This is a genomic window from Pseudoxanthomonas sangjuensis (assembly GCF_010211755.1).
In the GTDB taxonomy this organism is placed as follows: Bacteria; Pseudomonadota; Gammaproteobacteria; order Xanthomonadales; family Xanthomonadaceae; genus Pseudoxanthomonas_A; species Pseudoxanthomonas_A sangjuensis.
In genome coordinates, this window is record NZ_PDWR01000020.1 from 1 (window position 1) to 22,855 (window position 22,855).

General features: G+C 69.4%; 20 protein-coding genes. 3 read left to right on the top strand and 17 right to left on the bottom strand.

The annotated features are described in order from the left end of the window. The 13 genes from CSC71_RS15470 to CSC71_RS11070 all read right to left on the bottom strand — a co-directional run. The coding region (locus tag CSC71_RS15470; protein ID WP_211367998.1) for a hypothetical protein at positions 1-463 on the bottom strand (463 nt) is incomplete at its 3' end. Positions 464-492: 29 nt separating this feature from the next. Continuing rightward, on the bottom strand, positions 493-1,785 hold the full coding sequence (locus CSC71_RS11015; RefSeq protein WP_162374430.1) for a dicarboxylate/amino acid:cation symporter: 1,293 nt from the start codon (positions 1,783-1,785) through the stop codon (positions 493-495). Between the two features lie 190 nt (positions 1,786-1,975). Next, positions 1,976-3,625, bottom strand: a complete 1,650-nt coding sequence (locus CSC71_RS11020; protein ID WP_425501947.1) for a BatD family protein — start codon at positions 3,623-3,625, stop codon at positions 1,976-1,978. Next, complete coding sequence (locus tag CSC71_RS11025) at positions 3,622-5,379, bottom strand: VWA domain-containing protein (RefSeq protein ID WP_162374432.1); 1,758 nt, start codon at positions 5,377-5,379, stop codon at positions 3,622-3,624. The genes CSC71_RS11020 and CSC71_RS11025 overlap by 4 nt, the downstream gene beginning before the upstream one ends. Then, the gene (locus CSC71_RS11030) at positions 5,376-6,395 is read right to left on the bottom strand and encodes a vWA domain-containing protein (protein WP_425501949.1); all 1,020 of its coding nucleotides are present in this window, start codon (positions 6,393-6,395) and stop codon (positions 5,376-5,378) included. The genes CSC71_RS11025 and CSC71_RS11030 overlap by 4 nt, the downstream gene beginning before the upstream one ends. After that, positions 6,395-6,850, bottom strand: a complete 456-nt coding sequence (locus CSC71_RS11035) for a DUF4381 domain-containing protein (protein ID WP_162374493.1) — start codon at positions 6,848-6,850, stop codon at positions 6,395-6,397. Before CSC71_RS11035 ends, CSC71_RS11030 begins: the two co-directional genes overlap by 1 nt. Before the next feature lie 11 nt (positions 6,851-6,861). Continuing rightward, the gene (locus tag CSC71_RS11040; RefSeq protein WP_162374434.1) at positions 6,862-7,758 is read right to left on the bottom strand and encodes a DUF58 domain-containing protein; all 897 of its coding nucleotides are present in this window, start codon (positions 7,756-7,758) and stop codon (positions 6,862-6,864) included. Positions 7,759-7,765: 7 nt separating this feature from the next. Further along, positions 7,766-8,773: an AAA family ATPase gene (locus CSC71_RS11045; RefSeq protein ID WP_162374494.1), complete on the bottom strand. Its 1,008-nt coding sequence runs from the start codon at positions 8,771-8,773 to the stop codon at positions 7,766-7,768. Between the two features lie 180 nt (positions 8,774-8,953). After that, entirely contained in the window at positions 8,954-10,852 is a 1,899-nt protein-coding gene (locus CSC71_RS11050; protein ID WP_162374435.1) for a type IV pilus secretin PilQ, read from the bottom strand. A gap of 14 nt (positions 10,853-10,866) precedes the next feature. After that, complete coding sequence (locus CSC71_RS11055) at positions 10,867-11,358, bottom strand: pilus assembly protein PilP (protein ID WP_425501948.1); 492 nt, start codon at positions 11,356-11,358, stop codon at positions 10,867-10,869. 50 nt (positions 11,359-11,408) lie between these two features. Beyond that, positions 11,409-12,071, bottom strand: coding sequence for a type IV pilus inner membrane component PilO (locus CSC71_RS11060; protein ID WP_162374436.1), 663 nt, complete (start codon positions 12,069-12,071; stop codon positions 11,409-11,411). Next, complete coding sequence (locus CSC71_RS11065) at positions 12,068-12,790, bottom strand: PilN domain-containing protein (RefSeq protein ID WP_162374437.1); 723 nt, start codon at positions 12,788-12,790, stop codon at positions 12,068-12,070. Before CSC71_RS11065 ends, CSC71_RS11060 begins: the two co-directional genes overlap by 4 nt. Next, on the bottom strand, positions 12,790-13,848 hold the full coding sequence (locus tag CSC71_RS11070) for a pilus assembly protein PilM (protein ID WP_162374438.1): 1,059 nt from the start codon (positions 13,846-13,848) through the stop codon (positions 12,790-12,792). The genes CSC71_RS11065 and CSC71_RS11070 overlap by 1 nt, the downstream gene beginning before the upstream one ends. A gap of 227 nt (positions 13,849-14,075) precedes the next feature. On the opposite strand from CSC71_RS11070, the gene CSC71_RS11075 reads away from it, so the two are divergent. The 3 genes from CSC71_RS11075 to CSC71_RS11085 all read left to right on the top strand — a co-directional run bounded on the left by CSC71_RS11075 (position 14,076) and on the right by CSC71_RS11085 (position 17,699). After that, entirely contained in the window at positions 14,076-16,511 is a 2,436-nt protein-coding gene (locus CSC71_RS11075) for a penicillin-binding protein 1A (RefSeq protein ID WP_162374439.1), read from the top strand. A 139-nt stretch (positions 16,512-16,650) separates the two neighbouring features. Next, on the top strand, positions 16,651-17,304 hold the full coding sequence (locus tag CSC71_RS11080; RefSeq protein WP_162374440.1) for a hypothetical protein: 654 nt from the start codon (positions 16,651-16,653) through the stop codon (positions 17,302-17,304). After that, positions 17,301-17,699 (top strand): GFA family protein, encoded by a 399-nt coding sequence (locus CSC71_RS11085; RefSeq protein ID WP_162374441.1) that lies wholly within the window; start codon positions 17,301-17,303, stop codon positions 17,697-17,699. The genes CSC71_RS11080 and CSC71_RS11085 overlap by 4 nt, the downstream gene beginning before the upstream one ends. A 49-nt stretch (positions 17,700-17,748) precedes the next feature. On the opposite strand, the gene CSC71_RS11090 is transcribed toward CSC71_RS11085, so the two are convergent. The 4 genes from CSC71_RS11090 to recG all read right to left on the bottom strand — a co-directional run bounded on the left by CSC71_RS11090 (position 17,749) and on the right by recG (position 22,829). Continuing rightward, complete coding sequence (locus CSC71_RS11090) at positions 17,749-19,038, bottom strand: citrate synthase (protein WP_162374442.1); 1,290 nt, start codon at positions 19,036-19,038, stop codon at positions 17,749-17,751. Positions 19,039-19,309: 271 nt separating this feature from the next. Then, positions 19,310-19,555, bottom strand: coding sequence for a type B 50S ribosomal protein L31 (locus tag CSC71_RS11095; protein ID WP_162374443.1), 246 nt, complete (start codon positions 19,553-19,555; stop codon positions 19,310-19,312). A gap of 86 nt (positions 19,556-19,641) precedes the next feature. Next, on the bottom strand, positions 19,642-20,583 hold the full coding sequence (locus tag CSC71_RS11100) for a nucleoside hydrolase (protein ID WP_162374444.1): 942 nt from the start codon (positions 20,581-20,583) through the stop codon (positions 19,642-19,644). 107 nt (positions 20,584-20,690) lie between these two features. Next, positions 20,691-22,829, bottom strand: coding sequence for an ATP-dependent DNA helicase RecG (gene recG, locus CSC71_RS11105; RefSeq protein WP_162374445.1), 2,139 nt, complete (start codon positions 22,827-22,829; stop codon positions 20,691-20,693). Between the last annotated feature and the right edge of the window lie 26 nt (positions 22,830-22,855).

Consider the following 22,855-nt stretch of genomic DNA (forward strand, 5'->3'; position numbering starts at 1 on the left):
GGCTGGCTGGCCTGCTCAACCGCACCGCGCTTGAACTCGGTGCTGAACTTCCTTCGCTTCGACATGAACACTCCTCATGGCCTTGATCGGCCTTCTCGTAAGTGTCCGTGAAAACGGGGGTGAACCCCTTCCTGCCAAGCCGAGCTACCACGTTGTGGCTAGGAAAGCTGGAATTACCTCCATTTCTTTCCAACCGCATTTCGGAATTCGTAGGATATCTACCAAGCTTTTTAGTTAAGGTGGCTAGCTGCCAAAGAATCTCAGAGTCGTCAAACGCCGCATTCAACTCGTTAGGCTCGAATCCAGCTTCGATAATGGCATCGGACCAACGAGCCCAATACTTTCCGCGCCAATCGCTGTATTTGATGCCAGTTTCAGACAGGAACCTGTCGAGACCCAATGCGACACCACCGTTAGCCACGGCAGTCCGCCGGATCTCATTCAAAATATGCTGCTTATCCATGTCTACTCGAAATTCCGCGCGACCCAACACTAATCCGTGGCACTTTCGCCCTTCGACACCATCGTCGCCAACACCAGATCTCCGGTGACGTTCAGCGTCGTGCGGCACATATCGAGGAAGCGGTCCACGCCGAGGATGATGCCGATGCCTTCGGCCGGCACGCCGACCATGCCGCAGATCAGCGCCACCACCGGCAGCGAGCCGGCCGGCACGCCGGCGGTGCCGATGCCGCCGAGGATGCAGACGAACATCACCATCAGCTGCTGGCCCAGGTCCAGGTCCACGCCGAAGAACTGCGCCAGGAACAGCACCGTCACGCCCTCGAACAGCGCCGTGCCGTTCTGGTTGGCCGTCGCGCCGACGGTCAGCACGAAGCGCGACACCTTGTTCGGTAGTTTCAGGTTGTCCTCCGCCACGCGCAGCGAGGTCGGCAGCGTCGCGTTGCTCGACGCGGTGGAGAACGCCATCACCATCACTTCCTGGATCTGGCGGAACCACGCCAGCGGCGACCAGCCGGAAAACTTCAGCGCCGCCGAATAGACCACGAACATGTGCAGCGCCAACGCCAGCACGACGACGCCGACGTACCAGCCCAGCTTGACCAGCAGGTCCCAGCCGAACAGCGCCGCCAGGTTGAACATGAAGCAGAACACCGCGTACGGCGCCAGCTTGATCACGATCCCGATCAACGTCATCGAGACCTCGAACAGGCCCTCGACCGCGCGCTTGAACGCACCCGTGGCCTCGCTGCCCTTGGTCAGCACCAGGCCGACGCCGAGCATCAGCGCGAAGAACATCACCGCGAGGATCTCGTTCTTGCCGGCCGCGCCGACCACGTTGTCCGGCACCAGCGACAGCAGCATGTTCCCGACGCCCGGCCTCTGCGTGTTGCTGCCGATGATCGCCTGCGCGCGTTCGCTGCCTTGCGCCAGCATCTGCTGCGCGGCGACCGGATCGACGCCGGCGCCCGGCTTGATCACGTTCACCAGCACCAGGCCAATCACCACCGCGATGCCGGAGACGACCACGGTATAGCCCAGCGTGCGCCAGCCGATGCGGCCGAGCGAACGGATGTCGCCCATCTCCGCCACGCCGACAATCAGCGCCGAGAACAGCAAAGGCAGCACCAGCATGAAGATCAGGCGCAGGAACAGCGTGCCCGCCGGCTGCGTCACGTGCTCGGTCAGCCACTGCACCCATCCGGCCTCGGCACCACCCGTGGCGTGCACGACCAGGCCCAGCACGAGGCCGGCGACGAAGCCGATCAGCATCTTCCAGTGCAGGGGCAGCTTGGCCTTGTGGCCGGCGTTGGCGTCGGTCATGCGCGGGAAATCCTGTGGAAACAGCCGCGAAGCTTAGCAAACCCGTTTCTGCCCCTCCCTTCTCCCGTCGGGAGAAGGTGTCCCGAAGGGACGGATGAGGGTACGGCGAAGCCTGCAATACCCAGAACGTTGCTGACTTCGCCGTACCCTCACCCCAACCCCTCTCCCGGCGGGAGAGGGGCTTCGATCCTCACTCGGGATACAACGGCGGCAGGATTTCCTTGCCTTGCATCGCCGGCGGCTTCCACTTCGGCCCGTCCTTGAACGCGGCACGCAGGACCGTGCGCGCCGCACTGCCATCGCCATCGGCCCAGCGCGCGCGGCGCATCGTTTCGATCGCCTCGCGCTGCCGCGCGTCGTCGAGCCGCGCCAGCAGCGCGTCCAGGTCGGCGACCGGCGACGGCGCCATCGCGCGCAGGGTTTCGCCGATCTCGTCCAGCGTGCCGGTGTCCAGCGCCCGTCTCAGGTCGGGCAGCGTACGCGTGGGCCGGCGCGCCGCCGCGGGTTGCGACGATGCCGCATCGGCCGGCGCGCCGCCATGCCGCCGCCACACCGCCCAGATCAGCGTGGCCAGCCACAGCACCGCGAAGAATACCGCCAGCCAGGTCCACACGTGCGCGGGAATCTGCGCCGCGTCGGCGGTTCCGTTCGCCGACGCGGCAGCATCGGCGCTCGGCGCGACGGGCGGCGGCGGGCGCCGGTTGGCGAAACCGCCGTTGCCCGGCGTTACCTTCACGTCGAGGTCGGGCAGCGTCGCGGTCTTCGCCGCGCCGGCGCGCACGTCCCACCACGCCATGCGCATGCCGGCGATGCGCAGGGTGCCGCTACCGTCGGGCACCACGGAATAGCGCCGGGTCAGCACGACCTGCGGCACGCCATTGCGGAAGGTCTCGTCGTACTGCTGGGGCTCGGCGAATACCTGCGCGCCGGGCACCGATGGCGCCGGCAGGTCCGGCAACTGCGCGCGCGTCGCGCCCACGGCCACCGCCTCGACGGTGAGCGTCATCGCCTCGCCCGCGCGCACGCTCTGCGGCGCGGACACGTAGCGCAGGCGCAGGTCGCGCAGCGGCAACCAGGGCTGCGGCGCATTGGCCGGCTGCGGCTTCACCTGCAACGTGCGCGGCGTGCCGCTGATGCGCAGTTCGCGGCGACCGTCGCCGAGGAATTCGTCGATCCAGCCGCCGACGCCGCGCCCGGCGAAACGCGGCGCCGGCAAGGTCAGCGCGCCGCTGCGGTCCGGCACCAGCAGGTAGTGGCGCTCGAACACGTTGTAGGTGCGGCCGTTGACGGTGCGCGTCGACTGCGCATCGTTGCCGACCTGCTGCAGCGCGGCGCCGTCCGGCGCCTCGAGGTCGAGCTGGCCGGTCAGCGTCACCGCGTGGTACAGCCGCACGGTCACGCCGACGGCCTGCTGCACGTAGGGATTCGGGTCGTCGACTTCGGTCTGCAGGAAGACGTCGGCGTTCGTGCCGGGCGACGCCGCGGAGGCGGCGCGCACGGTGACGCTCAACGGCGGCGTCGCCTGCGTGCCCACGCGCAGCGGCGGAATCGCGATTCTGCCGCCGTGCTTCGGCAGCAGGCTCGCCGCATACAGCGTCTTCGCGCTGAACGCGCCATTGACCCACTGCATCTGCTTGCTGCTGGACTGTTCGACGATGTCGAAATCGGCACGCAGCGGCGAGAAATCCGGGCTGGCGGCCTCGTCGGTCTCGATGTTCAGCGTGACTGCTTCGCCCTCCGCCGCTTCGGTGCGGTCCAGCCACGCGCGCACCGACGCCTGCGCCGGCACGAATGCGCAGGCGAAGCAGATCGCGAACAGGGCCACGATCCGGCGCATCATCGTCCCTCCCGTTGCCGGCGCGCGTATTCGATCCGGAACTTGGCGCGCAGCAGGCCGCCCGGATCGTCGGGCACGCGGCGCAGCCAGGCTTCGGTCGCCTGCTGGCGTTCGCGCTGCTGCGCGGTCTCCGCTTGCTGGCGCTCGCCTGGCGGTTCGCCTTCGCCAGCCTTCGGCTGCTGCTGCTTCGCCTGTCGCATGCGCTCGCGTTGCGCCGCGTCGGCGGCCTGCTGGTCCTGCGGGTCTTGCGGCTTCGGTGGCGGATCCTGTCGATCCTGCTGTTGCGAACGGGCTTGCGGCCGACCCTTGGAGCGATCATCCGATTGCGGGTCGGACGGATCCTGCTGTCCCTGTACCGGCGACTCGTCCTGGTTGCCCTGACCCTGCTCCCGTTGCCGGTTCTGCCCGGAATCGTCCTGCCGCCGGTTTTTCTGGTTCTTCCTGTCCTGCTGGTCCTGCGTCTGCCGCTTGCGCGCCGCCTCGACCGCCCTGCGGTTGGCGATGGCGTCCTCCATGCCCGGCCGCCGTTGCAGCGCTTCGTCGTAGGCGGCGATGGCCTCGTCGTAGCGGCCCTGCTTCGCCAGCGCATTGCCGCGGTTGTAGAACGCATCGGGACTGTCGATGCCGGAGAAAGCCCGTTCCGCAGTGGCGAAATCGCCCTTGCGGTAGGCCTCCGCACCCTTCGCGATGCGCGCGTGCCGCTGCTGGTCGGGTCGGCGCCACAGCGAACCGTCGGCGGCCCGCGCCGACTGCGACAGCGGCAGCAGCACGCACAATGCCAGCGCGGCGACCGCGCTGCCGCGGCGGAACGCGAGCAGGCCGAGCAGCATCAGCGGCGGCAGCAGCCAGTAGCCTTCGTCGCGCCACGCCAGGCGCCGCTTGCCCTGCGCGCCTTCGCCCAGCACGGCCTGCTGCGGATCGAGCACGCCGAGCGCGCGCAGGTCGCCATCGTCCGCGGTCAACGGCGCATAGCGCCCGTGGCCGGCCAGCGCCAGCGCGCGCAGCGATGCGGCATCCAGACGGGCGCGGCCGATGCGGCCGTCGGCCGTGCGGTAGACCGCGCCGTCCGCGGTGCCGAGGCCCAGCGCGGAAACATGGAACCCCGCGCCTGCCGCCTTCGCCGCCGCCGCGCGCGCGGCTGCGTCGGCCTGGTCGGTCAGCAGCAGGATTTCGCCACGCGGGAAGCCGGCGCGGCGCATCAGCCGCGCCGACCATTCGATCGCGCGCGCGGCGTCCTGTCCGTCGACCGGCATCACCGAGGGCTCCAGCGCGTCGAGGAACAGCGCGACGTTGTCGGCGTCGTCGGTCAGCGGCGCGACGGTGAAGGCGTCGCCCGCGTACACGACCAATGCGACCTGGCCGCCACGGCGTTCGCGCAGCAGGCTGGCGAGCTTGGCCCGCGCCTGCAGCAGCCGCGACGGCGGCAGGTCGCCTGCGGCGATGGCGCCGGAGAGGTCCAGCGCGACGACCAGCGGGGCCTGCGTCCGCCACAGCGGCTGCTCGTCCTGCCGCCAGCTCGGCCCGGCCAGCGCGAACACCGCCAGCGCATAGCCGAGCGCGCCGAGCCACCACGCGCCGCGCGCCGACCTGCCGCCGTGCTCGAGCAGGTGCGGCAGCAGGTGCGCGTCCACCGCTTCGCGCCAGGCGCTGGCGCGGCGTTGCCGCGCATGCCACCACCACCACAGCAACGGCAGCGCGAGCAGCGCCCACAGCCAGTGCGGGCGCAGGAAATGCAGGCTGGCGAAGGCCGGGCTCATCCGCGCCTCCGTCCCGGCCTGGCGAAGGCGAGCAACGCGACCAGCAACGCGGCGGACAGCGGCCACCAGTAACGCTCGATGCGCGGCCGCACCATCTCGCCCTCCTTCTGCACCGGCTCGATGCGGTCGAGTTCGGCATAGATGCCGGCGAGCTGGTCGGTGTCGCGGGCACGGAAGAAACGCCCGCCAGTCGTCTGCGCGATCCGGCGCAGCGTCGTCTCGTCGATTTCCTCGCCACCGCCCGGCATCGGCAACGGCAAGCCGAAGAACGATGCGTCTTCGCCCGCACCGCCGAAGGCAATGGTGTGCACGCGCACGCCTTCCTGTTTCGCCAGTTCCGCCGCCTTCAGCGGGTCGAGCGCGCCGGCGGTGTTGACGCCGTCGGTCAGCAGGATCAGTACGCGTTGCCCTTCCGGTTGCGCACGCAGGCGCTTGACCGCCAGGCCGATCGCGTCGCCGATCGCGGTCTCGCGCCCGGCCAGGCCGACCACGCTGTCGCGCAGTTGCTCGCGTACCGAATCGCGGTCCAGGGTCAGCGGCGCCAACGCATAGGCGCGCTGGCCGAACACCAGCAGGCCGACGCGGTCGCCGGCGCGGCGTTCGAGGAAGTCGGCCAGCACCGCCTTCGCCGCGGTCAGCCGGTCGACGACGTTCCCGCCGAGTTCCATGTCCGGCTCGCTCATGCTGCCCGACAGGTCGACCGCCAGCATCAGGTCGCGCGCGCTCTGCGGCGGCGCGACCGGCGCGCCGAGCTGCTGCGGACGCGCGGCGGCGGCGCACAGCAGGAACCACGCCAGCCACGGCAGCGCCAGCGCCCGCAGGTGCCGCGGCGACCCCGTGCCTGCGCCGGCGATCGCCTCCAGCCGCTTGCCGTAGGGCACTTTCAGCGCCGCCGCGCCGCCGCGCCGCGCCGGCAGCAGCCACGCCACCAGCCACGGCAGCGGGAACGCGGCCCACGCCCAGGGCCAGGCGAAGCCGCCGAAGGCCGTACGCAGCGGGTCGAGCCACGTGTCGATCACGGCTTCTTCCCCGCCATCAATTCGAGGAAGCGCGCGCGCGCCGGCGGCAGCAGCCGCGCGACATCGGCTTCATCGACATCGCGCCGGTAAGCGCCGTCCAGCAGCAGGCGACCGGCCTCGCCGCTGAAATCACCGCGTTTCCGCCCATCGAGGAAACGCAGCCACGCCTCGCCATCCAGCTTGTCCGCCGCCGGATCGCACTTGCGCGCGGCGCGGCGCAGCAACTCGGAAACCGCCGCGACGCGCTCGCCCGACGGCGGCAGGTTCGCGGCGGCGTCGAACAGTCGCTCCCACGAGCGCCGCCGGCGCCGGTGGCGCCATGCGAAGGCAAGACCGACGGCGAGCGCGAGCGCGACGAGGGCGAAGACCAGCCACCAGCCCGGTGCCGGCGGCCACCACGACGGCGCGGCCGGCACGTGCACGTCGCGAAGCACCAGCCCGCCACTCGCCATGCCCGCCGGCATCAGGCCACCTGCGCCTGCGGCCGGCCGAGCAGCGGCAGCCACGATTCGCTCGGCGCATCGGCGCGCAATTCGAACGCGCGCACGCCGCGTTTCGGCAACGCGTCCAGCGCCGCCTCCAGCGGCCGCACGAACTCGCCGCGCCAATTCTGCCGCTGCGTGGCGTTGCCCAGGTCCAGTTCGACGCGATGGCCGGCGCTGGAGAACGGCAGCGCCGCCTTCGGCGGCTCGCGTTCCAGCGCATCGCTCAGCAGCAGCACGACGACCTCGTTGTGCGCGGCCAGCGTCGGCCAGCGCCTTGCGTCGATGCCCACGATGCTGTGCGGATCGGCCAGCACGACCAGCCGCGAGCCGGGCCGCAACAGGCGCGCGGCATGGTCGAGCGCGAAGGCCAGCCCCGCGTCGTCCGCCGGCGGTTGCGCATACCAGCGCGCCAGCGCGTCGAGCGCGCGCAGGGCGCCGCGCGATCCCGACGCCGGCGGCACCGGCGCCTCGCCCTTCGTCCCGCGCAATACCGCGATGCGGTCGCCGGCGCGCACCGCCGCCCACGCCGCGACCGCGCCGGCGCGCGCCGCCTGCACCGACTTGAAGCGCACGCGCGTACCGAAATACAGCGCCGGCGAAGTATCGGCGACGATCAACGTCAGCCGTTCGCGCTCGGCCTGGAACAGCTTGGTGTGGGTGCGGCCGCTGCGCGCGGTCAGCCGCCAGTCGATGTGGCGCACGTCGTCGCCGGCCACGTATTCGCGCGACTCGGCGTATTCCATGCCGCGCCCGCGCAGCATCGACGACGATGGCCCCGCGGAATGCTGCGAACCCTTCCGCGCCGGCGGGCGACGCTGCGCGACCGCGCGCAGTGCGATCAGTTCGGACAGGGTTGGCTGGATGCCGTCGCTCATCGCCGGCTCACGGCAGCGGCACTTTCTCGAGCAATGCCGCGACCAGCCTGTCGCCGTCCCAGCCTTCGGCGGTCGCCTCGTAGCTCGGCAGCACGCGGTGGCGCAGCACGTCCGGCGCGATCGCGCGCACGTCGTCGGGGGTCACGTAGTCGCGCCCGGCCAGCCAGGCCCGTGCCCGCGCGCAACGCTCGAGCGCGATCGAACCGCGCGGGCTCGCGCCCCAGGCGATGCGCCGCGCCAGTTGCGGGTCGTAGCGCCCGGCATCGCGCGAGGCCAGCACCAGTTCGACCAGGTAGCGTTCCAGTTGCGGCGCCACGTGCAGGTCGAGCACCGCCCGGCGCGCGGCGAACACGTCTTCCTGCGGCATCCTTTCGACCTCCTGCGCGGCCGGCCGCAGCGTTTCGCGCGCGCGTTCGCGCGCCAGCCGCAGGATCTCGGTTTCCGCCGCCGCTTCCGGGTAGCCGATGCGCACGTACATCAGGAAACGGTCCAGCTGCGCCTCCGGCAGCGGGAAGGTGCCTTCCTGTTCGATCGGGTTCTGCGTGGCCATCACCAGGAACAGCGGCGGCAGCGGATAGGTATGGCGGCCGACGGTGACCTGGCGTTCGCCCATCGCCTCCAGCAGCGCCGACTGCACCTTGGCCGGCGCGCGGTTGATCTCGTCGGCCAGCAGCAACGGATGGAAGATCGGCCCGGCCTGGAACTCGAAGCGGCCTTCCTGCGGCCGCCAGACCTCGGTGCCGGTCAGGTCGGCCGGCAGCAGGTCGGGGGTGAACTGCACGCGGGCGAAGTCGGCCTGCAGGCGCGAAGCCAGCGCGCGGATCGCGGTGGTCTTGGCCAGGCCGGGCGCGCCTTCGACCAGCAGGTGGCCGTCGGCAAGCAGCGCGATCAGCAGGCGCTCGATCAGCGCCGACTGGCCGACGATCTGCCGCGACAGGTCGTCGCGCAACGCGCGGAACGCGTCGTGCAGGCGGGATGCGGCGATATCGGAAAGCGGCGGAACGGGCGAGTCCATGGCGACGATCTGCATGCGGGTTTCGTTTGACCGGAGTGTGCCACGTTGGTTCCTAACCGCGTCGCCGGTCCGCCTCCGGGATTCAGACCGCGTTCTTTGTCGAACGCATCCCTGCCGGCGCAAACGCGAACGGGCCGCATCGCTGCGGCCCGTTCGTTTCGCCTGGCGGATGGCCCGCGCTCAGCGCTTGGCCACCGACAGCACCTTCGGGGTGATGAAGATCAGCAGTTCGGCCTTGTCCTTCATCCGGCTCTTCTTCTTGAACAGGTTGCCGAGGAAGGGGATATCGCCCAGGAACGGCACCTTGGCGATGCTGCTGCGATCGGTGAACTCGTACACGCCGCCGATCACCACCGTCTGCCCGTCCTCGACCAGCACCGCGGTGTTGATCTCGCGCTTGTCCAGCGTCGGCACGGTGCCGTAGCCGGACAACGTGATGAAATCACGGACCTCGTCCTTCTTGACGTTGAGGTTCAGGAACACGCGACCATCGTTGGTGATGGTCGGGGTGACCTTCAGCTCGAGCAACGCCTCCTTGAACTGCACGTTCGGCGTGGCCGCGGCGCCGGCGGTGCCGCCGGTGATGGTGACGTAGCCGATTTCCTGGCCTTGCCGGATCACGCCCTCGCGCTGGTTGGCGGTGACGATGCGCGGGTTGGAAACGACTTCGCCGCGGCCTTCCTCCTGCATGGCCGACAGCTCGAGGTCCAGATTGAAGCTCCTGCGCAGCAGGGTGTAGGCGATGGCCGCCGCCGGGCTGTTGGTGAAGCCGCTGGCCGGCAGGTTGACGTTGTATGCGCTCGGGAATACGCGGTCGGAGCCGTTGACGATGTTGACGTTGTCCGCGGTGTTGCCGCCGTAGACATCGCCCTTGCCGTCGTCCTGGAGGTTGTTGACCATGACGCCGAAGCGCGCGCCCAGGTCGCGGGCGAAGGTATCGGTGGCGATGACGATCCGGCCCTCGATCAGCACCTGGTCGACCGGGCGGTCGATGACGCCGATCAGTTCGCGCATCTGCGCGACCTTCTTCGGGATGTCGCTGATCATCAGCGTGTTGGTGCGCTCGTCGGCGACGATGCGGCCGCGCGGCGACAGGAAGCCGTTCTCGTTCTGGTTGTTGCCCGTACCGCCACCACCGCCACCCTGGTTGCCGACGCCCTTCGCCTCGGTCAGCGCCTTGAAGATGGCGCTGGCGCTGTGGTAGTTGATCTGGATGTAGTCGGTGACCAGGTCCTCGCGGTTCTCGATCGCGATGCGCGCGTCTTCCTTGTCCTGCTCGAACTTCGCCAGCTCCGGCTGCGGGGCGATCCAGATCACGCCGCCGTCGCGGCGCTTGTCCAGACCCTTGGCGCGCAGGACGATGTCCAGCGCCTGGTCCCACGGCACGTTGACCAGGCGCAGGGTGACGTTGCCGGTGACGGTGTCGGACGCAACGATGTTCAGGCCCGATTCCTCGGCGATCAGCTGCAGTACGGTGCGTACCGGCACGTCCTGGAAATTGAACGTGACCGGGCGGCCGGTGTAGCCGCGGGCCTTGGTCGCCGCGGTCGCGGAAGCGCCGGCGACGGCGGCCGTCGCACCGACCGCGCGCTGGTCGGCGCGGGGCACGATCTCGACGATGTACTCGTTGCCGGTCTGGTAGGCCAGCGACTCGAAGCCGCCCTTGGTGCTCAGCACCAGCTGGGTGCCCTTGCCGAGCGCGTGCGCGTCGACCCGCTGCACCGGGGTGGCGAAGTCGACGACGTTGAGCGGACGCTGCAGGCTGGCCGGCAAAGCCGCGTTGCCGACGTCAACGACGACCGAGTCGCCCTGGCTGCGCAGGTCCGGCGTCGCGCCATTGTCGCTGAAGCGCAGGATCAGCCGGCCTTCGCCGTTCTCGCCACGCTTGAAGTCGATCGCGGACACCTCGACCGGCGCGGTTGCGGCGCTTCCCGCCGGGGCCGGCGACATGGGCGTTGCGGGCGCGGCCATGGCGGCACCGGCAACGGCCGACAAGCCGATCGCCAGTACCAGGCCACAGGCCCGGACGGTGGCCAGGCGACGCGAAGGACGCAGGCTGTGAGCTTTGGAAGCGGTCATCGGGTATCCCCTAATCATTGATCTTCGAGCGCGATGGAAGCCGGGCGTTCCAGCCATCCGCCTGCGCCGTCCGGTACCAGTTCAACAAGTTCGATGCGGTCTTCGTGGACGCTGGTGACGCGGCCGTCGCTCTGGCCCAGATAGGCGCCGGGCCGCACCCGGTAGGTCACCTTGTCGGGCGCCATCACCAGTGCGACCAGCCCCGGACCGGTGCCGATGGTGCCGACCATGTCGAGGCTGTCCAGCGGATACTGCTCGAGCGTCTCCTTGCGCCGGTTCGGGTCCGGGCGCAGGCCACCGCTGTCGCTGTTGCTCCAGGCGTCGCTGAACGGGTCGCGCAGGCCCTGCGCCGCGTATTCGAAGGTCTCGAACTGCTGCATCACCGGCAGCGGCTCCAGCGGCGGTGCCGGACGCGCACGCACGTCGTCCACCCATTTCTTCAGGTTGGGGGCATTCCCATAGGAACTGCCGACGTCGCGCAGGCACCCGCCGAGCGCGATCGCCATGCCTGTGACCATGAGGACACGAGTCGCGGTTGCGCCAATCTTCAGAGCGGTCATTTCATACCTCCCGCTGGCTTGCCACCAGCGGCCTGGGTGGCCTTCTTTTCCTGCTCGGCCGTTTCCAGCTCGTCGAGATAACGGTAGGTCTTGACCGTGCCGGACAGTTCCAGCGCGCCCTTCGTGCCCTTGGGCTTGAGCGAGATGTCGTGCATGGTCAGGATCACCACGCGCGGCAGCGAAGCCACGCCGCTGACGAAGGCGCCGAACTGGTGGTAGGTACCGACCATGCGCAGCGCGATCGGCTTCTCGGCATAGAACTCGCGCGGCGATTCCGGACCCGGCTTGAACAGTTCGTTGGCCAGGCCGCTGGACAGCGCGGTCTGCGAGATGTCGACGATCAGGTCGGGCATTTCGGTCTTGCTGGGCAGCTGCCGCAGCATCTGCTGCAGCACCTGCTCCATCTGCGCCAATTGCTGCTTCAGCGGCTCAAGGTTGGCGGCACGGCCGGCCTTTTCCTCGAACTGGTGGCGCAGGTCGGCTTCCTGGCGCTCCAGGCCCTTCAGTTCGTCGCGCTGGCCCCTGATCAGCAGCAGCCAGAACATCACCAGGATGAACAGGCCGACCAGCACGCAGAACACCAGCTTGGCATTGCGCGGCCAGGCGCCGATGTTGTTGAAATCGAGGTCGCTGAGTTTGAACGGTTTCTTCTGGCTCATGACGCCGGCCTCGTCTGCGTTTCGGGGGCGGGCTGTGCCGGTGCCGGAGCGGCGGCCGGGGTCGCGGGAGCGGCGGGTGCCGTCGTCGCGGGCGACGCGGCAGGGGCGGGAACGGGGGCGTCAGGCTTGCCGTCGCCATCCGCGTCGGCATTCGGGTTGGCCAGGCGCACCTGCAGGCTGAACTGGTACGGCAGGGCGCGGCTGACCGGCACCGACTGCCCCGGTTTGCTGTTGTCCTTGGCCTCGATGATCGCCAGGTCCGGCTTGGTCATCCAGCCCGAGGTCTCCAGGTTGCGCATGTAGGTGCTGACCCGCGCGTTGGACTGGGCGCTGCCTTCGAGGGTCAGCAGGTCGCCTTCCTGCTTGATGTTGGTCAGGATCACGCCATCGGGGATCGTGCGCACCAGCGAGTCGAACAGGTGCACCATCTGCGAGCGGTTGGCCTGCAGCTGTTCGATCACCTTCTTGCGCGCCAGCAGGCGGCCCTTCTTCTTGTCGAGCTCCTCGATTTCCTTGATCTGCGCGTCGACCTTGGTGATCTCGCCATTCAGGAAATCGATGCGCCGGTGCTCGCCGCTGATCAGCTGGCCGTAGTAGAACCACAGCAGCAACGACAGCACCACGCCACCGACCGCGGCGAAGCCGAGCATCGCGTAGAACTCTTTCTGCCGGGCCGCGCGTCGTTCCGCGCGCCAGGGAAGCAGGTTGATCTTGGCCATCAGTCGAAGCTCCTCAGGGCCAGGCCGGTGGCGATCATCAGCGCCGGCGCGTCCTGCGCCAGCGCATGCGCCTGCACGCGCGGCCCGAGGGTCATCTGCGCCAGCGGGTTGGCGACCACGGTCGGCACGCCCAGCTGCTCTTCGACCATGTCCGGCAATCCGGGCAGCACGGCGCTGCCGCCGGCAAGGACGATCTGGTCGACCCGGTTGAATTCGCTGCCCGCATAGAAGAACTGCAGCAGGCGGCTGATCTGCTGCACGGTGGCTTCCTTGAACGGCTCCAGCACCTCGACCTCGTAGCTTTCCGGCAGCCCGCCCTGGCGCTTGGCCAGGCCGGCCTCCTCGTAGGTCAGGCCGTAGCGGCGCATGACCTCGTCGGTCAGCTGCTTGCCGCCGAACACCTGTTCGCGGCTGTACAGGCTGCGCCCGCCGCGCAACACGTTCAGCGTGGTCATGGTGGCGCCGATGTCGACCAGCGCGACCACGCCGTTGCGCGGCACCGGCAATTCGTTGGCGATCAGGGCGAAGGCGTTCTCGACCGCGAAGGCCTCCACGTCCATCACCTTGGCGGTCAGGCCGCCCAGTTCGAGCGCGGACTGGCGCAGCTCCACGTTCTCCGAGCGCGACGCGGCCAGCAGCACCTGCACCATCTCGGGGTTGTTCGGCATCGGCCCCAGCACCTCGAAATCGAGGTTCACTTCCTCGATCGGGTACGGGATGTAGTTGACCGCCTCCAGCTCGACCTGGGCTTCCAGGTCGGCCTCGTCCAGGTCGGCGGGCATCGGGATGATCTTGGTGATCACCGCCGAACCGGCCACCGCGGCTGCGGCGTACTTGGCCTTGGCGCCGGAACGGGTCACGGCGCGGCGGATCGCCTCGCCGACCGCCTCGACCTCGACGATGTTCTTCTCGACCACCGCATTGGGCGGCAACGGCTCGACCGCGTAGTGCTCCACGCGGTAGCGGTTGCCGGCACGGGACAGCTGCATCAGCTTGACCGCGGTCGAACTGATGTCCACGCCGATCAGCGGCGACTGGCTTTTAGGGATTAGCCCCACGGTATTTCCCCTTTCCGACGGGCACAACGGGCAGACCGGACTCAGCCTGCCGACACATTAATAACGAAGACATTACGACTTGCAAGCTCGCCTTCCCGCCCTGTGCCGCTTGTCACGGTTCACGAAGGATGCGCCTCAAGTTATTGTTCCCCAAAGAAACGCCCCCTGCGGTTCCGGCCCGTCATCTATACTCCGTCGCTGGAATTTCTGCAATCGGACCCGTCAGGATGCCGCGCTTCCCCCGCCTGCTGCGCTGGGCGATCATCGCCCTGCTCGCCCTGTCCCTGCTCGCCTCGATCGGCCTGACCGCGCTGTATTTCGTGGTTTCGGCCAAGCTGCCGGACGTGCAGGCGCTGCGCAACGTCGAATTGCAGGAGCCCCTCTACGTCTACGCCAGCGATGGCCGCCTGATCGGCCTGTTCGGCGAGACCCGGCGCTACCCGGTCGACATCGCCCAGGTCCCCGACCGGGTCAAGCAGGCTTTCGTGGCCGCCGAGGACGCCAGCTTCTACAAGCACCGCGGCATCTCGCCGAAGGGCATCAGCCGCGCGATCTGGCAGATCGTCAGCGGCAAGGAGGGCCGCGTCGCCGGCGGCAGCACCATCACCCAGCAGGTCGCGCGCCAGTTCTTCCTCAGCAACGAGGTCAGTTACGCGCGCAAGCTGCAGGAAATGATGCTGGCGCTGAAGATCGAACGGATACTGACCAAGGACGAGATCCTGCAGCTGTACCTCAACAAGAGCTTCTTCGGCAACCGCGCCTACGGCGTCGCCGCGGCGGCCGAGTACTACTACGGCAAGCCGCTGGATCAGCTGACCCTGGCCGAGACCGCCACCCTGGTCAGCACGCTGAAGTTCCCGTCCAGCGGCAACCCGATCAGCAACCCGCAGCGCAACCACGAGCGCAGCGTGTACGTGGTCGAGCGCATGCGCGAGGACCGCTACATCGGCGCGGCCGAAGCCGCGGCCGCCGCCGCCGAGCCGATGCACGCCAGCCCGCACGAGCGCCCGGTCGAAGTGCAGGCGCCGTACGTCGCGGAAATGGTCCGCCAGGAAATGATCGCCCGCTACGGCGGCGACGTGCTGACCAAGGGCTACCAGGTCGTCACCACCATCGACGCGACCGCGCAGCAGGCCGCCGACAGTGCGGTGCGCGAAGGCCTGGATCTGTACGACCGCCGCCACGGCTGGCATGGCGTCGAACAGCATTTCGACGTGCCGGCCGGGGCCGACGCGACGGCGCTGGCGGCGAAGCTGGCCGGCATCGCGCCGCAGGCCGGCCTGTGGCCGGCCGTCGTCGCCCGCACCGGCGCCGATGGCGGCGCCGTCGTGGTGACCGCCGACGCCAAGGAAATCCCCCTGCCTGCCTCGGCCAGCCAGTGGGCCGGCAAGTCGCCGGCCGCGCTGCTCAAGCGCGGCGACCTGGTGCGGATCAAGGCCGGCAAGAACCCGGGCGAATTCCTGCTCTCCCAAGTGCCGAGCGCGCAGGCCGCGCTGGTTTCGCTGGACGCCTACAGCGGCGCGATCCGGGCCATCGTCGGCGGTTACAGCTACGCCGGCAACAAGTTCAACCGCGCCACCCAGGCGCGCCGCCAGCCCGGCTCCAGCTTCAAGCCCTTCGTCTATGCCGCCGCGTTCGACAAGGGCTTCAGCCCGGCGTCGATCGTGCTCGACGCACCGGTGGTGTTCCGCGACCGCCGCGGCCACCTGTGGCGGCCGCAGAACGACCGCGGCGGCTTCTCCGGGCCGATGCGCCTGCGCGAGGCGCTGGTGCAGTCGAAGAACCTGGTTTCGGTGCGCCTGCTCGACGCAATCGGCGTGGACTTCGCGCGCAAGTACATCAAGCAGTTCGGCTTCGACGAAGCGGAACTGCCGCCGAACCTGTCGATGGCGCTGGGCACCGCCTCGCTGACCCCGCTGTCGATGGCGCGCGGCTACGCCACCTTCGCCAACGGCGGCTCGCTGGTGACGCCGTGGCTGATCGACGAGGTCAAGGACCGCGAAGGCAAGGTGATCTTCAAGGAAACCCCGGCGATCGCCTGCCGCGGCTGCGGCCAGGTCGCGCCGGGCGCGACCGCCGCGCCGGCCAGCAACGTGGTCGACGGCTTCGACCTCGGCCCGGCGCGCTCGGCACCGGTGGCGCCGAAGCCCGCCGAGCGTGCCCCGACACAGGCGGAGCCGGCCAAGCCCGTCGATGCGGAAACGAAGACCGCGCCACGCGCGATCGACGAACGCACCGTGTACCAGCTGGTGTCGATGATGCGCGACGTGGTCCTGCGCGGCACCGGCACGCCGGCCCGGGTGCTGGAACGCGAGGACATCGGCGGCAAAACCGGTTCGACCAACGATTACCGCGACGCCTGGTTCGGCGGTTTCGGCGGCCGCTACGCCACCGTGGTCTGGGTCGGCCGCGACGACTTCCGCAGCCTGGGCCGGGGCGAATACGGCGGCCGCGCCGCGTTGCCGATCTGGATCGACTACATGCGCGAGGCACTGAAGGACGAGCCGGTCGCGCGCAACGATCCGCCCGCGGGCATGGTGCAGATCACCAGCAACGGCGCCACCGAATGGGTCAAGGCCGAGGACGCGGAACGGATCCTGACCCAGGACCTGTACAACACCGAAGACGCGGTGCCGGACGAGGAAGCGTTCGACATCTTCTAGCGAGGAGCCAGCGGAGAGAAACGAGCGCAGAGGAACGGGGAACGCGTGGAAGCCCACGCCTTCCTCGCCACTCGCCCCTCATTCCTCGTTCTCCGCTTCCGGTGTACAGTCGTCGCAGCTCTGGACGCGGAGGCCGACCATGCACCACGCCCGACAGCACGCCGAGACCCGCACCCGGGAACGCCGCCGCCAGCTCGCCCACGAGGCCGCGCGACTGATGGCCGAAGGCGGCATCCGCGACTACCACCAGGCCAAGCTCAAGGCCGCCAGCCGCCTCGGCATCCTCGATGATGCCTCGCTGCCGCGCAACCGCGAGATCGAGGACGCGCTGCGCGAATACCAGCGCCTGTTCGCCGGTGAAGCGCATGCCGCCGGCCTGCGCGCGCGCCGCGAGGCCGCGCTGCGCGCGCTCGACTTCTTCGCGCCGTTCTCGCCGCGCCTGGTCGGCGCGGTGCTCGACGGCACCGCCGACGCGCACGCACCGGTGCAGTTGCACCTGCACAGCGATGACGCCGACGCGGTGGCGCGCTTCCTCGAGGAGCACCGCATCCCCGCCGAATCGCGCAGTCGCCGCCTGCGCCTGGACCGCGAGCGCAACGCCGACCTGCCGGTGTGGTTGTTCAGCGCCGAAAACCTGGCCTTCGACCTGACCGTGCTGCCGCATGCCGCGCTGCGCCAGGCGCCACTGTCCAACGTCGACGAGAAACCGATGCGCCGCGCGTCGGCCGCGCAACTGCGGCAGTTGCTGGCGGACGAGGAAATCGCCGGCTACGAGGCGCACTCCCCGGCATGAGCGAGGAAACCGTTCCGCTCGAGGGCGGCTGCCACTGCGGCCGGGTGCGCTTCGCCGTGCGCGCGGCATGGCCGCTGCGCGTGCTCGACTGCAACTGCTCGATCTGCCGGATGAGCGGCTTCCTGCACCTGATCGTGCCGGCGTCGGCGTTCGAACTGCTGTCCGGCGGGGAAAGCCTGGCCGAATACCGCTTCAACACCGGCGTCGCCCGCCACTTCTTCTGCAGGCACTGCGGGATCAAGCCGTTCTACGTGCCGAGGTCGAACCCCGACGGCATCGACGTCAATGCGCGCTGCCTCGACGGCGTGCCGATGGACGAGCTGATCGTCGGGAAGTTCGACGACAACGACCGCGACGCGGCGACCGCGGCGGTCGCGCACCTGTCGCGGGCATGAAAAAAGCCCCGTTGCCGGGGCTTTTCCTCCACTCGGTGGGCGCGGCGGCTCAGCGCGAGCCGATGTCCTTGTAGTCGCGCACGTCGTGGCCGGTGTAGATCTGGCGCGGGCGGCCGATCTTGGCTTCCGGGTCGACCTGCTGCTCCAGCCAGTGCGAGACCCAGCCGGCGGTGCGGCCGATCGCGAACATCACCGTGAACATCTCGGTCGGGATCTTCAGCGCCTTGTAGATGATGCCGCTGTAGAAGTCGACGTTGGGGTACAGCTTGCGCTGGATGAAGTACTCGTCCTTCAACGCCGCCTCTTCCAGCTTCATCGCCACTTCCAGCAGCGGGTCGTTGACGCCCAGCTCGCCCAGCACCTTGTGGGTCATCTCGCGGATGATCTTGGCGCGCGGGTCGAAGTTCTTGTAGACGCGGTGGCCGAAGCCCATCAGGCGGAAGCCCGATTCCTTGTCCTTGGCCTTGGCCACGGCGCTGTCGACCTTGTCCGGCGTGCCGATCTCTTCCAGCATCTTCAGCACCGCCTCGTTGGCGCCGCCGTGCGCGGGGCCCCACAGCGCGGTGATGCCGGCGGCGATGCAGGCGTACGGGTTGGCGCCGGTCGAACCGACCAGGCGCACGGTCGAGGTCGAGGCGTTCTGCTCGTGGTCGGCGTGCAGGATGAACAGCAGGTCCAGCGCCTTGGCCACCACCGGGTTGAGTTCCAGCGGCTCGCTCGGCACCTCGAACATCATGTGCAGGAAGCGGCTGACGTAGTCGAGGTTGTTGCGCGGGTAGCGGATCGGCCAGCCGATCGAATAGCGGTACGCGGCGGCGGCCAGGGTCGGCACCTTCGCGATCAGGCGGATCGCGGCCTGGCGGCGCTGCTCCGGGTCCTCGAGGTCGAGGGTGTCGTGGTAGAACGCCGACAGCGAGGCCACGGTGCCCGCCAGCATCGCCATCGGATGCGCGTCGTAGTGGAAGCCGTGCAGGAAGTTCTTCAGCGACTCGTGCATCATCGTGTGATGCGTGACTTCGTCCTCGAACTTGGCGAATTCCGCCTTCGAAGGCAGCTCGCCGTTCATCAGCAGGTAGGCCACCTCGAGGAAGCTGGACTTCGCCGCCAGTTGCTCGATCGGGTAACCGCGATACAGCAACACGCCGTTGTCGCCGTCGATGTAGGTAACCGCGGACTTGCAGCTGGCGGTGGCGGTGAAGCCGGAATCGTAGGTGAAGAGGCCGGTTTCCCTGGTCAGCTTCGAGATGTCGACGCACTCGTTGCCGAGGGTGGGCTTGAGGACCGGCAGGGCCACCGACTTGTCGCCGGCGGTCAGGGTGGCCTGGTTGAGATCGGACACAAAGCGCTCCTTCGTGGGGTTGCGCCCGCCGGTTGCGCACGGCGGACACGGGACGGGAGTCCGCGGCGCGGCCGCGGGAACGAAAATTATCGCACAGGCGCCTACGTACGGCGCCAGCGGGAAATACCGTTCCCATACCAAAGGCTAATCCGCAGCGCCGGAGCGGAACATCGCCGGCCGCCGTTCCCGCGGCGAGCGCAAACGAAAACGGCCGCGCTGGGCGCGGCCGTCAGGGCGTCGTGGACGGCATGGAATCCGTCCCGCGCGGCGCTCAGTTCTTCTGGAAGCGCTTCTTGAACTTGTCGATGCGGCCGCCGGTGTCCACGACCTTGTGCTGGCCGGTGTAGAACGGATGCGACGCGGACGAGATTTCCACCTTGACCAGCGGGTACTCGTTGCCGTCTTCCCACTTGATCGTTTCCTTGGTCGGAATGGTCGAGCGGGTCAGGATCTTGAAATCGGAAGTCACGTCGTGGAAAACGACGTCGCGGTAATTCGGATGGATGTCGGCCTTCATGGCGGCACCTTTCAGGTCTGGATTGCGCCAGGGCGCAGGGAAAGAGCGGCATTATAGCGGCCTGCCGGAGCCCGGCGCAAGCCGCCCTATCCCGCGGCCAATGCGGCCTCGACCAGCCCCTCGAAGCGGGCCTGGTCGTAGCGCAGCAGGATCCGGGCCTTGTCCGGGCGGCCGGTCTGCCGGTTCCAGTCGGTCACCGTGGCGCCGCGGGTCAGCGCACCGGCGGTTTCGACCTGCAGCGGTCGCTTGGCCAGCTCCAGCGCGCCGTCCGGCTGCAGCGCGTAGGCCATCGCCAGCGCATCGGCGCTGTGCCACAGCTCGCCGCGGCGGTCGGCCGACCACCGGCGGGTCTGCAGCGAGATCGCGTCGTAGAACCGCGCCCGCGGCGAGTCCGCCTGCAGCCAGCGTTCGGCCTTCTGGTGGTGGAAGCCGTGGGCGATCACCGCCTCCCAGTCGGCCAGGTCGAACACGGGGAAGCCCTCGAACACCACGTGTGCCGCTTCCGGATCGAAGGCGACGTTGAACTCGGCCGCCTGGGTGATGTTGCCATGGCCGGTGACCGCACCGCCCATCACGACGAAACGCTTGATGCGCGACGGCAGGGTGGGATCGAGCTTCAGCGCCAGTGCGATGTTGGTCAGCGGCCCCAGCGCGACCAGCAGCAGCTCGCCGGCGTACCGGTGCGACAGGCGCAGGATCGCGAGCGCGGCATGCTCGGCTTCGGCCCGGCGCGCGACCGGCTCGTAGTCGACGTCGCCGAAGCCGTCGCGGCCGTGCACGTGGGCGGCGTCCTCGCGCGGCACGAACACCAGCGGCGACGCGCAGCCGGCGAACACCGGCACGTCGTCGCGGCCGGCGACCTCGCACAGCTTCAGCGCATTGCGCACGGTGTGCTCGAGGCCGACGTTGCCGGCGGCGATGCTCAGGCCGACGACGTCGTGGCCGGGATCGTTGAAGGCCATCAGGATGGCCAGCGCATCGTCGACGCCGGGATCGGTGTCGATCAGCAATGGAATGGGTTTGGTCATGGCGGGATTATGCGGGAAGAGCGAGGAGTGGGTGGAGCGGAGTGAGAAGCGAGCGAGAGCGGGCTTCCCGGCCCGCTTCCCACTCCCCTGCGCCCGCTACTGCCTTGTCACGCCGAGGCATAGCGCGCCGCGCCGCCGACCCAGCGCGCGACGATGCAGTCGGCCAGGTCCGGCGCTTCGGCGAGCAGGCGGTCGGCGAGCTGGTGCACCTGCGGCAGCAGGCCGGCGTCGCGGGACAGGTCGGCGACGCGGAACCCGGCCAGCCCGGTCTGGCGCGTGCCGAGCAGTTCGCCCGGGCCACGCAGCTCCAGGTCCTTTTCGGCGATGACGAAGCCGTCGTTGGTCTCGCGCATCGTCGCCAGCCGCTGCTTCGCCATCTGCGACAGCGGCGGCTGGTACAGCAGCACGCAGGTCGACGCGGCCGCGCCGCGGCCGACCCGGCCGCGCAATTGATGGAGTTGGGCCAGGCCGAGGCGCTCGGCGTTCTCGACGATCATCAGCGAAGCGTTCGGCACGTCGACGCCGACTTCGATCACCGTGGTCGCGACCAGCAGGTCGACGTCGCCGTGCTTGAACGCGCGCATCGTCGCCTGCTTTTCCGCGGCCTTCATCCGCCCGTGGACGAGGGCGATGCGCAGTTCCGGCATCGACGCGGACAATTGCTCGAAGGTCGTTTGCGCGGCCTGCGCGACGACTTCCTCGCTTTCGTCGATCAGCGTGCACACCCAGTACGCCTGCCGGCCCTCGGTGCAGGCGGCGCGGATGCGCTCGATCAGCTCGGGGCGTTTCTCCGCGCTCAGCGCCACGGTCTGCACCGGCGTGCGGCCCGGCGGCAGCTCGTCGATCGCGGACACGTCGAGGTCGGCGTAGGCGGCCATCGCCAGCGTGCGCGGGATCGGCGTCGCGGTCATCACCAGTTGGTGCGGCACGCTTGAAACCCGCTCATCCTGAGCCTGCCGGAGGACCGCCCCCTTGTCGCGCAGGGCGAGGCGCTGGTGCACGCCGAAACGATGCTGCTCGTCGACGATGGCGAGCGCGAGGTCGTGGAAGACCACCGCTTCCTGCATCAATGCATGGGTGCCGACCACCACCTGCGCCGCGCCGGACGCAACGTCGGCCAGCACCGCCGCGCGCGCCTTGCCGGTGACCTTGCCGGCCAGCCAGGCCACGCGCACGCCGATCGGCTCCAGCCAGGCGCGCAGGTTGTTGAGGTGCTGCTCGGCGAGCAGTTCGGTCGGCGCGGCCAGCGCGGCCTGCTTGCCGGACTCGACCGCGAGCATCGCCGCCAGCGCCGCGACCACGGTCTTGCCCGAACCGACGTCGCCCTGCACCAGCCGCAGCATCGGGACGGGCCTGGCGAGGTCGTCGCGGATCTGCGCGAACACGCGCTGCTGCGCATTCGTCAGCCGGAAAGGCAGCGTGTCCTGCAGCTTCCGCGCGAGCGCACCCTTCCCCGCCAGCGCCGGCGCGCGGTGTTTCTGCATCGCGATGCGCTGGCGACGCAGGCTGAGGTGGTGCGCGAGCAATTCCTCGAGCGCGAGCCGGCGCTGCGCCGGGTGCGTGCCGGCGGCAAGCGCGGCGAGGTCGGCGTCGCGCTCGGGGCGGTGCATCGCCAGCAGCGCGCTGCGCAACGACGGCAGGCGCAGTTCGCGCAGCAGGCCCGCCGGCAGCAGCTCCAGCGCCGCCTCGTCGGGCAGCTTGTCGAGCGCCTGCCCGATCAGCTTGCGCAGCGTCGCCGGGCCGAGGCCTTCGACCGCGGGATAGACCGGATCGAGTTGCGCGCCGAGCGCGGCCTCCTCGTCGTCGCCGAGGACGCGATAGCTGGGATGGACGATTTCGAGGCCGTGCTGGCCCGGTCGCGGCGTGCCGTAGCAGCGCACCCGCGCGCCGACGCGGAACTGGTTGACCTGCTGCGAACGGAAATGGAAGAAGCGCAGCACCAGCGTGGCCTGCGAATCGTCGCCGATCGCGACGCGCAGCAGCGGCCGGTAGCGGAAGCCGCGTTCGACCGCTTCGACCCGGCCTTCGACCTGCGCCGGCACGCCCGGCTGCAGGTCGCGGATCGGCGTCAACGTAGTGCGATCCTCGTAGCGCAGCGGCAGGTGCAGCCACAGGTCCTGCAGCGTGGCCAGCCCACGCGCGGCGAGTTTCTCCAGCGCGCGCGGGCCGGCGCCGGGCAGGCGACCGATGGGCTGGTCGAACGCGGAAACCGCGGATCTGGTTGTATCGGACCGTGCTGCCGGCATCGCGTAAGGATGCCGGCAGAGCGCGT